General features: G+C 40.1%; 15 protein-coding genes and 1 other RNA gene. 2 read left to right on the top strand and 14 right to left on the bottom strand.

Annotated features, from left to right (window positions below; genetic code table 11):
- Nucleotides 1-16 precede the first annotated feature (16 nt).
- From alr to rpsF, 9 genes are all read right to left on the bottom strand, one after another.
- Complete coding sequence (gene alr / locus GQR38_RS05910) at nt 17-1,096, bottom strand: alanine racemase (protein WP_165722078.1); 1,080 nt, start codon at nt 1,094-1,096, stop codon at nt 17-19.
- Entirely contained in the window at nt 1,096-2,475 is a 1,380-nt protein-coding gene (dnaB, locus tag GQR38_RS05915) for a replicative DNA helicase (protein WP_007587308.1), read from the bottom strand. The genes alr and dnaB overlap by 1 nt, the downstream gene beginning before the upstream one ends.
- A gap of 113 nt (nt 2,476-2,588) precedes the next feature.
- Nucleotides 2,589-3,527 carry a DUF4097 family beta strand repeat-containing protein gene (locus GQR38_RS05920; protein ID WP_165722079.1) on the bottom strand — a complete coding sequence of 313 codons (939 nt, stop codon included), beginning with the start codon at nt 3,525-3,527 and terminating at the stop codon, nt 2,589-2,591.
- Nucleotides 3,528-3,536: 9 nt separating this feature from the next.
- Nucleotides 3,537-4,019, bottom strand: a complete 483-nt coding sequence (locus GQR38_RS05925) for a hypothetical protein (RefSeq protein ID WP_010554893.1) — start codon at nt 4,017-4,019, stop codon at nt 3,537-3,539.
- Nucleotides 4,006-4,554, bottom strand: a complete 549-nt coding sequence (locus GQR38_RS05930; RefSeq protein ID WP_101216067.1) for a sigma-70 family RNA polymerase sigma factor — start codon at nt 4,552-4,554, stop codon at nt 4,006-4,008. Before GQR38_RS05930 ends, GQR38_RS05925 begins: the two co-directional genes overlap by 14 nt.
- Nucleotides 4,555-4,984: 430 nt before the next feature.
- A complete protein-coding gene (rplI, locus tag GQR38_RS05935; protein WP_002962755.1) occupies nt 4,985-5,437 on the bottom strand; it encodes a 50S ribosomal protein L9 in 453 nt (150 codons plus the stop codon).
- Between the two features lie 35 nt (nt 5,438-5,472).
- A complete protein-coding gene (gene rpsR / locus GQR38_RS05940; protein ID WP_007378475.1) occupies nt 5,473-5,700 on the bottom strand; it encodes a 30S ribosomal protein S18 in 228 nt (75 codons plus the stop codon).
- A 12-nt stretch (nt 5,701-5,712) separates the two neighbouring features.
- Complete coding sequence (gene priB, locus GQR38_RS05945; RefSeq protein WP_004588456.1) at nt 5,713-6,030, bottom strand: primosomal replication protein N; 318 nt, start codon at nt 6,028-6,030, stop codon at nt 5,713-5,715.
- A gap of 43 nt (nt 6,031-6,073) precedes the next feature.
- Entirely contained in the window at nt 6,074-6,415 is a 342-nt protein-coding gene (gene rpsF, locus GQR38_RS05950) for a 30S ribosomal protein S6 (RefSeq protein WP_007378473.1), read from the bottom strand.
- Nucleotides 6,416-6,792: 377 nt separating this feature from the next.
- Between rpsF and GQR38_RS05955 the strand changes: the two genes are divergently transcribed.
- Nucleotides 6,793-7,992, top strand: coding sequence for an alpha/beta hydrolase-fold protein (locus GQR38_RS05955; RefSeq protein WP_165722080.1), 1,200 nt, complete (start codon nt 6,793-6,795; stop codon nt 7,990-7,992).
- A 268-nt stretch (nt 7,993-8,260) separates the two neighbouring features.
- On the opposite strand, the gene GQR38_RS05960 is transcribed toward GQR38_RS05955, so the two are convergent.
- From GQR38_RS05960 to GQR38_RS05980, 5 genes are all read right to left on the bottom strand, one after another.
- Nucleotides 8,261-10,162, bottom strand: coding sequence for an alpha/beta fold hydrolase (locus tag GQR38_RS05960; protein ID WP_165722081.1), 1,902 nt, complete (start codon nt 10,160-10,162; stop codon nt 8,261-8,263).
- 197 nt (nt 10,163-10,359) lie between these two features.
- Entirely contained in the window at nt 10,360-11,526 is a 1,167-nt protein-coding gene (locus GQR38_RS05965; protein WP_165722082.1) for an FAD-dependent monooxygenase, read from the bottom strand.
- On the bottom strand, nt 11,523-12,710 hold the full coding sequence (gene ubiH, locus GQR38_RS05970) for a 2-octaprenyl-6-methoxyphenyl hydroxylase (RefSeq protein ID WP_165722083.1): 1,188 nt from the start codon (nt 12,708-12,710) through the stop codon (nt 11,523-11,525). The genes GQR38_RS05965 and ubiH overlap by 4 nt, the downstream gene beginning before the upstream one ends.
- Before the next feature lie 15 nt (nt 12,711-12,725).
- Nucleotides 12,726-14,048 (bottom strand): Xaa-Pro aminopeptidase, encoded by a 1,323-nt coding sequence (gene pepP / locus GQR38_RS05975; protein WP_165722084.1) that lies wholly within the window; start codon nt 14,046-14,048, stop codon nt 12,726-12,728.
- A 30-nt stretch (nt 14,049-14,078) separates the two neighbouring features.
- Complete coding sequence (locus GQR38_RS05980; protein ID WP_007587323.1) at nt 14,079-14,642, bottom strand: UPF0149 family protein; 564 nt, start codon at nt 14,640-14,642, stop codon at nt 14,079-14,081.
- A 193-nt stretch (nt 14,643-14,835) separates the two neighbouring features.
- On the opposite strand from GQR38_RS05980, the gene ssrS reads away from it, so the two are divergent.
- Nucleotides 14,836-15,018: non-coding RNA, 6S RNA (gene ssrS / locus GQR38_RS05985), on the top strand.
- Nucleotides 15,019-15,132: the final 114 nt, after the last annotated feature.

Genomic DNA, 15,132 nt, shown 5'->3' on the forward strand with positions numbered 1-15,132 from the left:
ATACGCTAAAAACTAACTATGGCTGATACTCATAACTTACGCGTGGTGTAATATTGCATAATAGCTCGTAAGGGATAGTATCAGCGCACAGTGCTATTTCTTCAACTGGTAGCTCAGGGCCCCACATAGTGACTCTGTCGCCTACTTTAATATTATGCTCATTAGCGCCTATATCAACGCTGATCATGTCCATAGCTACGCTACCTACAATACCATAACGCTGCTTACCAATTATTACTGGTGTGCCCTCTTTAGCGTGCCGAGGATAACCATCGCCATAACCCATAGCCACAACAGCTAATTTGGTTGGTTTATCGCTTTTCCAACGACCACCATACCCTACCGCCTCATTCGCTGGTACATTACGCACCGCAATTACGCGCGTAGTTAAGCGCATAACAGGCTTTAACTTGTGTTGTTGCCCAATACTATTTGCCATTGGTGATACGCCATATAGCATAAGCCCAGGGCGCACCCAATCACCATGGCCGCTCGGCCACGCGATAATACCAGCAGAATTTGATAAACAATGTGCTTGGTCAATACCATTCACTAAGTTATCAAATAACGTGATTTGTTGAACCGTTTTGGCATTATCAACATCATCAGCACACGAAAAGTGGGTCATTAAATTAACGGTATTTTTGGCGTTAGGTGTTTTTTGTAAGCGGTTATAAAACTCTTCAAACTGCTCTGGTGCAATACCTAGTCGATGCATACCTGTATTTACTTTTAACCAGCATGTTATTGGCGCATCAAGCTTTGCTTTTTCAAGCGCGGCTAATTGGTATTCATCATGAATAATAGTTTGAAAGTTATTAGCGAGTAAAATAGGTAAGTCGGCTTTGTTAAAAAAGCCTTCTAGTAAAACTATTGGCTTTGTTAAGCCCCCAGCTCGAAGGGCAAGCCCTTCATCTATACGCGCCACAGCAAATGCGTCAGCATTATTTAAATGCTGCGCAATCGTTACTAAACCATGCCCGTAAGCATTTGCTTTTAGCACCGCCATTACTTTGCTGTTAGGTGCAAAGCACTTAACTTGCGCTAAATTATGCGCAAGTGCAGCTAAATTAATTTCAGCAGTGGCTAAGCGCATTAGTAATCGTCATCTACCGCTGGTCCCGCGTAATTATCAAAGCGAGAAAATTGACCTTGGAATGTTAAACGCACTTTACCAATTGGGCCGTTACGTTGTTTACCTATGATAATTTCGGCAATACCTTTGTCAGTACTGTCTTCGTTATAAACTTCATCACGGTAAATAAACATGATTAAATCGGCATCCTGCTCTATCGACCCTGACTCACGTAAATCTGAGTTAATTGGGCGTTTATCCGCACGTTGCTCTAGCGTACGGTTAAGCTGTGAAAGCGCAACAACCGGACATTTTAGCTCTTTTGCTAATGCTTTAAGTGAACGCGAGATTTCGGCAATTTCGAGCGTTCGGTTATCGGCAAGGCTTGGTACACGCATTAACTGCAAGTAATCGACCATGATCATACTAATGCCACCGTGGTCACGGGCTATACGCCTTGCACGTGAACGCACATCGGTAGGTGTTAAGCCCGACGCATCATCAACGTACATTTTACCTTTTTCCATCAACAAGCCCATTGTTGATGAAAGTCGTGCCCAATCGTCATCATCTAATTGACCAGTACGTACCTTAGTTTGGTTAATACGGCCAAGAGACGCTAACATCCTCATCATAATTTGTTCTGAAGGCATCTCTAGAGAGTAAATTAATACTGGTTTGTCTTGAGTCATTGCAGCATGTTCTGCAAGGTTCATCGCAAAAGTGGTTTTACCCATAGATGGACGCGCTGCAACAATAATTAAGTCAGAAGGCTGTAAGCCCGTCGTCATTTTATCAAGATCGGCATAACCTGTACTTACACCCGTAACACCATCTTGTGGTGATTGATAAAGCTCTTCTATTTTATCAACGGTTTTTTCAAGGATGCTATGAATGCTTTGCGGGCCTTCATTATTTTTTGTTCGTTGCTCAGCTATTTTAAACACTTTGCTTTCGGCAAAATCGAGTAAGTCGTGACTGGTACGTCCTTCGGTATTAAAACCCGCTTCTGCAATTTCGTTCGCTACGCCAATCATTTCACGTACAACAGCACGTTCGCGTACAATACTTGCGTAAGCGTCAATGTTAGCAGCACTTGGCGTGTTTTTAGCTATTTCTGCTAAATAAGCAAAGCCACCAATTCCTGCCAGTTTATTATTTTTTTCTAAACTTTCAGAAATAGTGATTAAATCTATCGGATCGCCAATCTCAGCAAGTGCCGTCATCGCTTCAAAAATTAACTTGTGCGTGCGGGTATAAAAATCCTGTGATACAACAAGCTCCGCTACGCGGTCAAAAGCTTGGTTATCAAGCATTAAGCCACCTAAAACAGATTGTTCAGCTTCTATTGAATGGGGAGGAACTTTAAGTGTATCGACTTGCTTATCTGGTTTGGCCATAACTTCACAGTAGTAAAATTGAATGGCTCTATTCTATCGACTTGAAGGGGCTGTGCAAATAGAAAAGCAGGAAATCTTTTCCTGCTTTTTGTAATCGTGAAGGTGAATGAGCGTTATTTAATACGAAGCTCTATGCGTCCACTAATTGTATCCATTTCAACATTAGCATTACCGCCATTAATGCTAAATTCTAAATCACTGGCTGGGCCGTATTTAGCTTTACTGACTTTATCGCTAGTAACTTTATTAATGATTTTTCCATTAGCGTGCGCTTTAATTTCAAAATTTGCAGATACGCTGTCAGGAAAGTAAAAATCACCATCGCCACTTACCGATTCAAAACGTACATCACCGCCTTTTAAAAGCTCTTTAATATGTACTTCGGCTTCGCCATTCACCGTGTTAATACGTAAGTTTTTAATTGACGATAGCGTAAAATCTATATCGCCATTTACATTTTCAAGGCGCACATCATTGGCACTTGAGGTTGATTTAATATCGCCATTAACAGCGCTAAAACGTAGTTCACCACTCGATCCTCTATCGTTAATTTCGCCATTTACGGTTTCAAATTGAATATTCCCACTTAGGTTTTCTGCATTTACATCACCATTTACGGTGGTGAGCTTAATGTTGCCAGTAATATCATCTACCGTAATTTCGCCATTAACCACGTCAACTTCAGCGCCGTTTTTTAGCTCTTTCGCAGTCACCGATACATTAACACCAGCAAACTCTAAACTACTGCTTTTAGGCATAAATATGGTTAAGCTTGAGCCATCGCCATTATTACCCCAATTTGATTTACGTGGCATTTTTACAATAAACTGAGTTTTATCGCCATTTGTTTTAAGCTCATAACCCTCGGCTTTGTCATCAAGCTCGCCAGATACTTTAAATTCGTTTTTATCCCAGCCTGTAATATGTATATCACCGCGTTGGTTTTCAATAAAAATAGTGCCGCCACTTGGTACGTCTATTTGCTTATCTATTTTTTCACCCGCTAATACCGCCAACGGAAATAAGCTCAGCCCTAATAAAATCGCTTTCATGTCGTACTCCTAAATGTGCTGCCAACGTGGCGCATGCACCTTGTTAATTAAATCAAGTTGTTGTTGATATATTTGCGCTAACATTGTTAGTAGCGCTTGGTTTTGTGGCTCATTTTCAAGAACTTGCTTTATTGCTTGCTCTGCGTTTTCAAGCTCTTGTAGCTGCGTTTGCCAGTTAGTGGTCAATGCTTCTTTATTTTCATATTCAACCAACAAACTGTTTTTTTGCGCCGAAAAGTAATCACTTATAGCCACTACGGGTTGTGGCTCGGGCGCTATAACAAATAGATTTACAGCAATTAAAGCAGCTAATGTGCAGGCAGCTATTGCTGTTAGTTTTGGCCAAATAGCAGTGCCTTTTAGGTCCTGCTTATTACTAACCATTGCTCGCTCAATTCCCGCCCACAGGTCTTTTTGTGGCGTAATGTCTTTATCAAGCGTGTTTAATGACTCATTTAAATAGTCGTCAAAATTTGGTTTATTCATTTTCATACCACTCTTGTAGTAGCTGCCTAGCACGATGATATTGCGACTTACTTGAACCAACAGCCATACCTAATTGCTCGGCTATTTCCTCGTGCCTGTAACCTTCGATTGCAAACAACACAAACACCATACGTGCGCGCTCAGGGAGCCTTACTATTAATTTATCGAGACCATTTAAGCCTTTGCAGTCATTAGCTGATTGCTCATCCATACCGCAGTGTTCAATGCTCACTACTTTTTGCAGCCAATTTTTTTGCTTGCGTAAGTAACTAATTGCTACATTACTGGCAACGCTGTAAAGCCAAGTAGAAAACTGCGAGCGACCGTCAAATTGCGCTATTTTACGCCATACCTGTACAAACACTTCTTGGGCTGCATCTTCAGCATGCGCTTGGTCCGCTAATAAGCGTAAACATAAACCGTAGACTCGTTTTATATGTAACTCATAAAGCGTTGTGTATGCGCCTTGATCACCTGATTTAATACGCTCAATGAGTTTAGCTTCGCATAAAGGCGTTTGTTCGGGTTTAACGTGTAACATCCGTGATGTCGCCTTTTAATTATTATTATTGAGTTAGTGTATTGATAAGTTAGACGTAATAACAGTTCGAAAAGGTTTAAAGCGAATGAAAAAATAATTGAATAAAAAAGGGGCTTGTACGAGGCTTTATACCAATTCGCTTAATTAAGTGATCTATTTTGAGGATGGAAAAACGTGTTGATAGCTAGACAAAAAATTCGCTATTTAGTTGTTCTCGGCAATTGCTCCTGCATTGCTCTACCTTCTGCATCCATGCAGTCGTAAATGAGAATTTTTTAACACAGGTAGCGACACGTTTAGCCCCGCAAAATGATTAAGTATTATTGCGGATTGGTATTATTTAACTGCGCCCTTAACTAATTAAAGTTAGCCAAATTATAGACACAAAAAAGCCGTGCTAATAGCACGGCTTTTGTCGCTTAATTAAAAATTAAGCTTCAGCGATTACGATTACTTTAATAGTAGCCGTTACGTCTGAGTGAACTGAAATTGATACGTCAAATTCACCTGTCTCACGGATAGTACCTAGAGGCAAACGAACTTCTGACTTAGCAACTTCAACACCAACAGCTGAGATAGCGTCAGCGATGTCACGAGTACCGATTGAACCGAATAACTTACCTTCGTCACCAGCTTTAGATACTAATGTAACTTCTGCTAATGCTTCTAGTTTTTCAGCGCGTGCTTGTGCAGCAACTAACTGTTCAGCGATTTTCGCTTCAAGTTCTGCACGACGAGCGTCAAACGTTTCAATGTTAGCTTTAGTCGCAGGAACTGCCTTACCTTGAGGGAAAAGGAAGTTACGTGCGAAACCAGATTTAACTACAACCTGTTCACCTAGGCTACCTAGGTTAGCGATCTTATCTAGTAGAATAACTTGCATGTTTCTACACCTTTTAAAAACTGTTAATCCGCTGCTTACTTATGTAAGTCAGTGTATGGAAGAAGGGCTAAGTAGCGAGCACGCTTAATAGCAGTTGCTAGCTGGCGCTGAAATTTAGCGCTAGTACCTGTGATACGGCTAGGTACGATTTTGCCACTTTCTGTAACATAGTTTCTAAGAGTAGCTAGATCTTTGTAATCGATTTGTTTTACGCCTTCCGCTTTAAAGCGGCAGAACTTACGACGTCTGAAATAACGTGCCATGAGATTAATTCCTCAAATAATTCTTTCTATATGCTGAGCATGCAAAACCAATTGGCTAAGGCCGTTACGACCTTCGTGGCGATTTAAAAAACCACTCACTTGCAATGCCTGCCCAACGTGCAAATGTTGAGTCTGTTGTTGCATTTGCTTTCCACTGGCAACTACCTGAAGCCTCACGTAACTATTACGGTTAAGGTCTGCTTCGGTTTGCATCGATTTATGTTCTACAACAAAAATACAATGCGGGATGCCAGCAGGGCTTTGGCTAAACTTGGGAGTTTTACAAACTACCCCAGATATAACCAGCTGATTCATATATGGGCTAACCATTATAGTAACTGCTGATTACATGCCATGCTAGGACTCAAAACAATTAAGCAGCTGGTGCTTCTTTCTTCTCTTCTCTTGCAAGAGGAGACGCTTCAGTTTCAGCAGTTTTAGTGCGGATAACTAAGTTACGAAGCACTGCATCGTTGTAGCGGAAAGTAGTTTCTAGCTCGCTGATTACTTCAGTTGGTGCTTCAACGTTCATAAGAACATAATGAGCTTTATGAAGCTTGTTAATTGGGTAAGCCAATTGACGACGGCCCCAATCTTCAAGACGGTGGATAACACCACCAGCTTCAGTGATAGAACCAGTATAACGTTCGATCATACCAGCAACTTGCTCACTCTGATCTGGGTGAACCATGAATACGATTTCGTAATGACGCATGGATATTCCTTACGGTTAATAGAGCCTTCTACCGTTTCGGCCGGTCGGTTTAAGGCAAGGAATTAATAGTTTAAAAGCCGAAATGAGCGCGCATTTTACGCTTAGACGGATAATTAAGCAAGCAGGTTTTTTAAGCTTTTATAGATAAGAGTTAAAAGGTAATTATTACGAGCTTCGCTCATCGCGTCAGCAAGCTGCTCGCCTACCGAAAAAGTTAAGCACAGAGTGCAATGTCTCTTGTAGAAGCCGAGCTTACTCGCGTGAAAAGCGATAGCTTTTAATTGCTTAAGCTTTATGTTTACCCCGAAAATATAAACATTTACTCAAGCTTAAAGCCGTGCAATTATTAAGCAATACATTATTAAATAAGGATATTTATGAAGCTCTTACTATCGCTTGTATTAATACTTACTTTTAGTACACCATTTTTAAGCCACGCAAAAACCAATACAACTGACATAACCGTTGGTAAAAAAATCATTCTGCAGTCAAAAATACTTAACGAAGACAGGCCCATTAAAATTTTCATACCTGACACTGTAAAAGACGATCAGCCGCTTTATGTTATTTATTTACTTGATGGTGTTGAGCACTTTCATACGGTGTCTGGTGTTATTAAATCCCTTGTTGATTACGAGCAGATACCTAACGCAATGCTCGTTGGTATTGATACAACTAACCGTGTTCGCGATTATTTACCAAAAGTAGAAGGCGAGCCTAAAACAGAGTTTCAAACTTTTGTTAAAAACAAATGGCCTGACGCAGGACAAACCGACAAGTTTTTAAACTTTGTGTCTGATGAACTCATGCCTTATATAAACAGTAATTACTCAACTAACGGCTACAACACCTTAATTGGCCACTCTAATGCAGGTACTTTGGCGCTTTATACTTTAGTTAATCAGCCTGAGTTATTTAATAACTATATAGCTATAAGCCCAAACAGTTGGTGGAGTGATGAGGAATTAAAAAATAATATTATAAAATACACTAAAAACCCTAAAGGTGATCAGGCGTTATTTATTAGTGTAGCAAGCGAAGGAGCACGCTTTTATACAGGCGTATTAAATACTTTGGTAAATTTAGAACAACAAACGCCCTCGCAGCTTAAATGGGAATATAAACATTACCCCGCTTTTACTCATATGGGCACTATACTACCAGCGCTTAGCGATAGCCTAATTCACTTATTTAGCGACCTAATATTTAAGGTTACTGACGAGCACGGAAAGTTTGCTGATGTATCGCTCATTACAGGTTATTACCAAGCACTTAGTGATAAGTACGGGTTTGAGCTTAAAATTCCACAAGATGTATACGTAGAGTTTGCTCATAGCCAGCAAAAGTTTGGTAATACAGCTAAAGCTATTACAACGCTTAAACACTTTACTACCCATTACCCAAATGCAACTTATTCTCACATGCGTTTATCGCAAGGGTACACTGCAGACAAACAGTTTAAAGAAGCCGTTACCAGCATGAAACACGCACTCGAGCTTGCAAAAGAAAACAAAAAAGACCCGCTGTTAATTGATGCGCTCAAAGATATGGTGAATGAAGCACAAGAGAATTTGTAACTGATTTAACGCAAAGCGCTTTTTAACTAACGATAGTAATTACGAGCTACGCTCGTCGCGTCAGCAAGCTAAACGCCTACAGATAAAATTAAGCTCAGTGTTAAACTTTGCATGTAGACGCCGAGCTTGCTCGCGTGAAAAGCGCGGCTTTAAATATGTTCAAAACTATTTTAAAACAAAAAACCGATGTTTAAACTAAACATCGGTTTTTTATAATAACTAGTAAATTTAAAATAGGTTTCGAGTTAAAAAACGCTCACTCATTTATTTACAAGTGTTTTTTAAGAAACTCAGTAACCTCTTTGTATTGTACTTTTAAGCTTTCTGGGTCATCAAAAAAGTGTGTTCCGTCATCAATTTCAACATACTTTATATCTAAATTTCGCTTTGCTTTATCATAAAAATATTTTGATTGTCGATAGTCAACTCTCGTATCTTTTGTCCCATGGATAAGTAAAAGTGGGGCTTTAATTCGGTTAATCATATTGATTGCCGAAACCTCAGATAATGCATCAACGGCTTTACTATCAGTCATATCAACAATATTACCTAGGTAGGCATCTTGTCGCTCTTCATCTTCAACTAACCCTTTTAGATCCGATATTCCAGAAATACTAATAATACATTTAAAGCGATCGGGCTCTTGCCATGCAGCTGTTAATGCAACATAACCACCATAACTTGCGCCATAAATACATGCATTATTTTTTGATGTTAATCCGGTTCTAGTAGCCCAATCCATTGCATCATATACATCTTGTTGCATACGTTTACCCCACTGATAATAACCATCAGTTTCAAAAGCACTACCAAAACCTTCTGAGCCCCTGAAGTTCACTTGCAATACCGCATAACCTAAACTAACTAAATATTGAAGCTCTCGATTAAAGTATTTGTAGTCTCGACTATGAGGTCCTCCGTGAGGCATTACAATTAGCGGCGGAGTTTTAATCCCTTCTGGTTTTGTAAAATAGCCTGAGATTTCAGCTCCATCGCTCGCTTTAAAGCTATAGTTTTGCACTGGTACAAATTTATTACGTGCTAAATAAGGAAATTTAGATAACCAAGCGCCGCCCTTCTTTGTGTTTAAATCAAAATAATAATAAGTAGGGCTGACTGAATCACTTATTACATTAACAAGAATTCGTGTTCTATCTTTACTACGGCTAACAATACTAGCTTGCTTATCACCAAATAAATTAGTAACCATAAGCTCTTGCTTACCGTCTACCTCTGAAAAATAATGGCTCTTGTAGAAATCATCATAGTAGCCAACCCCTATAAAATCGCCCTCACTATTAACGATTGCATTATTTATATCGTATTTATCATTGCTATAAACAAGCTCTTCAAACTCCCCTGACTCGATATCATATGACCATAAAGCTTGTCTGTGTAATACACGATCAGAAAGGACGTAAGCTTTTGTACCATCTTCATTAAGGCCTTGGATGGAGAAAGTACTATCTTCACCCAAAATATGGGTATGAATCATTTTTAATGCTTCATCTTTCTTTGCTCGATACCATATTGAAGCAATAAACTTATCATCTTTTTTATCAATTGCGATCCCCAGGCGTAAAACTCCCTTAGGGTCTGCATACCAACTTCCAATATTTTCTTTATTCCTCTGAATTTTATCAAAACTAGAATCACCTAATTCAACTTTAAAAACAGAATAAGCTTTATCTTTTTCATCAAACGTTGACACTAGCGCGAAATCTGGCTCATTTTTAAGTGAGGAAACGAGTCTGAAACTCTGATATCTATACCACCTATATTCAGAAAAACGTCGCGTAGTTAGCATTTTACTTTCATTGGTTTCAACATTGATCGAATATAACCTTGAAACTCTCATGTATTGACCATTGACATATTCAGGGTAACTAGCAGAAACAATGATATATTTATTACCTGACCAACGAATAAAGTCGACTCTGTCTTTATCTTTTTTGAGACTTGCTAATATATTGAATTCGATACTAGGAAATTTAGCCAAGCTGATAGTAGGACCTTCAGCAGTGTTGTAAAGTGTTGCTATCATTTCTCCATTTGGCGATATTTGTGGTTGCTCTACCATTGGAAGTTTAGCGTAAGACTCCCACGGTTTATCTTTTGCATGAACTACAGACGCAGTTAATAAAAAAAATAAGAGTGTTATTTTTAACATTTATTTCTTCCTTAAAATTTAGTAAAAACTTTTTATTATATTTAATGTAAAAATAACAAAGTTTACCGAAAAAACATACAAAGTAAGTACTTAATTTATTTTAATAAAAAACCGATGCTTAAATTAAACATCGGTTTTTTATTAAAAGCGAATAACTAACCGCTTTTCTCGTTGGGTTTTGTTTCACTCAACCTACATCACTTTCCTATCGCTTCTTTGGCGAACAGGTGCTTGATTGGCCCAAGATTATCAACTAATGATAGCCCTACTCCACGAATAAGTTTTTTAACTGGGTTTGCACCTTCAAATAACTCTTTTAGCCCTTGCATCATAGCTATGTGCTTTTGTGCATCGAGCTTACGAGTGCGCTCGTAATCGCGCAGTGTGCGAGTGCTTGCAAACTCCTTGCTATCGCTTGTCAAAAGCTCAATTAAATAAGCCGCATCTTTTAGGCCTAGGTTCATACCAAGCCCTGCAAGTGGATGGATTGTATGTGCAGCGTCGCCAATGAGTACCACTTTGCCTGAAACCCATTGCTGGGCGTAGCGCATTTTAAGTGGGAAAGCAGTGCGCGCACTTTGCACTTCACACAGCCCGCATTGACCATCAATTGCAGCCATTACGGCTTTATTAAAGGCGGTGTCGTCCATTGCTAATAATTCATCACAATGATTGGGGCTGGTAGACCACACAATTGAATGAGTATGCTCATCGCTCAATGGTAAAAACGCGAGTGGCCCTGTTGGTAAAAAGACTTGGCGTGCGGTGTTTGCATGTTGCTCTTTAGTTTTAACTGTCGCGACTAGCGCATGGTGATCGTAATCTTTAAAACTAAGCGCCATATTAAATTGTTTACGTATAGCTGAATTTGCACCATCAGCCGCCACCAGCAGTTTTGCAATAATTGGCTCGCCGCTTTTAAGTGTTATAAATACATCAGATTCGCTTTGATGTATTTGCTGATACTGTGTATCAAACATTAGTGTTACACTGCTTTGTTGCTCTAGCTCTTTTATAAGCGCAAAGCGGATAATGTCGTTTTCAACAATATGGCCTAAATGTTCAAGCTCAAGTTGCTCGTTATTAAACGCTATTTTGCCAAAGCTGTCGGCATCACGTACATCCATATGTGTATAAGCGCACGCTCGCTGTGCGATAATTTCGGGCCATACATTTAATTGTTCAAGCAAGGTTTGGCTTGCAATGCTTAACGCACTTACACGCAAACCATATTCGTCAGTTGGTAACGCTTGTGTTGGTGCGCCGTCGAGTACAACGACGCTTATATCGGCTTTTGCCAATCCAAGTGCTAGTGTTAGCCCTACACAGCCGCCACCTACAATACAAACCTGTGCTTGCTTCATAAACGCCTACCTTGTTTAACTTGCCCCATTAACTGTTTGGCTAATGGCGCTTTTAATGCGGGAAATAAATCCATCGAAAACAACCCAATACTGCGCCCCAATGCGAGCACTCGCGATGAGTTTGAAAAAAGCCTAACAAGTGCGTCGGTTAAACTCATTACGGTTTTTATATCATCACTGCGTTTTTTTGAATATTCACGTGTAAACGCATAGCTGCCTAAATCGTGTTGGCTATTTGCTATTAAATTACTAAGTACTTGTACGTCGCGAAGGCCTAAATTAAAACCTTGCCCTGCAATAGGATGAATAGCATGTGCAGCATTACCAATAACCACTGTACGGTGCGCAGTTAAAGACTCAACTTGCCCGTAAACGAGCGGGTAACTCGTGCGCATGCCCACTTTAGTAAATTGACCACCGCGATAACCAAACGCGCTTTGCAGTGCACTTAAAAAACCTTGCTCACTGAGTGCCATGTGCTGTTCAACCTGATCTTGGCGCATACACCACACTAACGAATAACGGTTATTGCTCATGGGTAATAACGCCATAGGCCCGTTTTGTGTAAAGCGCTCAAAGGCATGATTATTATGCCCACCAGCCACTTCTACATTAGCAATAATAGCGCCTTGTTCATAAGGCTGGGTATTAAAACCAAGCCCAAGTAAACTACGTGTTGGTGATTGTGCGCCATCAGCAATAACCAATAGTGCTGCATTTAATTGCTCGCCGCTTTGTAGGGTGAGTGTATTGCTATGCAGAGTTTGCTCAATGGCAGTTACGCTATCGGGGCACAAAAGCGTAATATTTGACTGCGTTAAACGCAGGTGGAGCGCTCGGCCAAATGGATTTACTTCTACTACGTAACCAAGTGAGAGCTTAGCAAATTCGTCGCAATTAATGTGCGCTTTGCCAAAGTGGCCTCTATCAGACACGCTCACTTTTTTGATTGCTGCGGTGTAAGGGGCATTTTGTTCAAATAAATTGAGGCTTTGTAAATACTCTACCGATTGCTGAGCAAGTGCAATGCTTCTGTCGTCAAAGCTTGGGTGGTAGTCGCCGGTTACTTGATTCGCTTCTACAACGGCAATATTTAACGCGGGATTAGTTTTAGCCACACTTAATGCGCAGCTTGCTCCCGCTAAACCACCGCCAATAATAACTACATCAAACTGCTTAGCCACTTTACTCTCCGAGCTTTATACGTTTTTAGCACTTTGCATAAGTGCTTCTATATCGCTAATTTTTTTAGGTACGCTTAGGGTCAAGTTTTCATGGCCGTTTTCGGTAACTAGCAAGTTATCTTCAATACGAATACCAATGCCTTTGTATTTTTGCGGTGCGCTTGAGTCTTCGCTTATATAAAGCCCTGGCTCTATAGTGAGTACCATACCCGGCTCAAATGCACGCTCAGCGTTATTTACTTTGTAATCGCCAACATCATGTACATCTAAACCAAGCCAATGCCCAAGCCCGTGCATGTAATATTCTTTACACGCACCTTTTGCCATTAGCTCGTCAAAGTCGCCAATTAAAATACCTAAGTCGAGTAAACCTTGGGTCATTACTTCCATTGCACGTTTATTAGCATGCGACATATAACCACCGGGTTTTACTTCATCAAAGGCAACTTCTTGCGCTTTAAGTACAATATTATAAAGCGCGGCTTGCTCTTCGCTAAATTGACCATTTACCGGAAATGTACGCGTTATATCAGCAGCATAACCTTGTAACTCGCACCCAGAGTCTATAAGTACCAGATCACCATTTTTTAATACGTCGCTATTTTGCGTGTAATGTAAAATATTGGCGTTGTCGCCACTACCAACAATTGTGCCGTACGCAGGATGAGGCGCACCGTTCATTGCATAATGATGATGTAGCTCTGCTTCTAGCTGAAACTCTGTGGCACCGGCATGCGAATAACGCATAGCGCGCATGTGCCCTCGCGCACTAATTTCACAGCCTTCTCGCATAACATCTATCTCGCTTGGCGATTTAAACAAACGCATTTCATGAATTAGGCCGCGTATCTCTTTTAAAGTACTCGGTGCTTTGAGGCCTTTTCGTGAGCCACTTCGAAGCGTACCTAGTAACGAAAACACTTTGGTATCAAATGAGGGATAAGCACCTTGTGCAAAATAGAGAGCATTTTTTGCATTTAGCATATCGAGTGTTTTATCGTTTAATTCACTTAGCGGGTAAGCTTCATCAAACAGGTAGTCACTTTTAGCTTTATCAAAGCCAACTCTGCGGCCATGCCAAATTTCTGCAAGCTTGTCTTTATCTAGGCAAAATAAAGTACTGGGTGCATCGCTGTTATTACAGAGTACAAGTACGGCGTCGGGTTCGTTAAAGCCAGTTAAGTAAAAAAAGTCGCTATCTTGTCTAAATGCATATTCGGTATCGCGGCTGCGCGTAACTTCGCTCGCAGCGGGAATAATAGCAACGCTATTTTCATCCATTTGAGCAAGTAAGCGCTCGCGACGTGCTTTAAATTCTGACTTTTGTACTTCAACCATTATTAACCAACCCGTTTTACTTTTTAAAAGTTAATGAAGTGTTTTTTTAGTACTTTGCGTGCTTTGCTCTTTACCAAGCTCTGCAAAACAAAGTAGTGCTGATACACGCACATATTCAATCACTTCGTGCAGCGCTTGGCTGTCTTCTTCGGTTTCTTCAAAAGTAGTATCTAGGCGAGTGATTTCGCTAAAGTCAGTAATAACTTCTTTAACATCGCTCGATAGTTTACCGTAGTCTTTTTGCTTTAAACCAAAACCAAGCATAAAACCCGCTACCCATGATACGAGGCCATTAGCCTGATCGATGAGTGTTTCGTCGTCGCTTGGTAAAAATAAATCAAACTGAAATTCATCATCATTAAAGCTCGCGACTACTTGCTTATAAATAGTGCCAAAAAACTGCTTTAAATCGTTACTAAACGATTCACCATCGTTAAACACATCGCTCAAAAGGCCTAAGTATTCTTTGTCGTCAATGGTTAAACCACACGCAAGTAAACCACTAATCACACCATGCGCTTCGGCAGGTGATACAAATATTTCGTTTTTTTCTAAAAGCAGTTGAGCTTTTTCGTAATCGGGTAAATCGTTCATAATCGAATCTTCGCTTTGCAAGTTAAGGCAATGCTACCACTCGATAAAAAGCAACTCCAATTAATTGTATGATCAAGCTCAAAAACCATGCGATAAAGTAAATGATGAGTTAAAGGTGCGGAAAAACTAAGCGAACGGTTTAATTTTTTACGTTTGGGGTTTAAGGATTGGATTATGTCTTATATACTTAAATTGTTCCCTGGGGTACCGGAGCTTAGTTAAGTCCCTGAGCCGATAAATTTTATACCAGGGTTTCTGTTCGTCTACTATTGTGCAGGCTCGGCATGTACCGAGAAGCCTACGGTAAACCGCAGATTCCCGCCCTGAAACCTTCTGGTTTCAGGACTGAAACCGAGTACCGTATCTTGGGGAACACCTTTTTAGCAAACCCTCGCCTTTAAAAGGCTTTATCAAAAAATTAACCTTCCTGTTTACTCTTATATTTATCTAAATTTTTTATTCACTTATCTTCAATTGTCTAATATTACTT

The sequence above is a fragment of the Pseudoalteromonas sp. c7(2019) genome, from assembly GCF_011378625.1.
GTDB lineage: Bacteria > Pseudomonadota > Gammaproteobacteria > Enterobacterales > Alteromonadaceae > Pseudoalteromonas > Pseudoalteromonas arctica.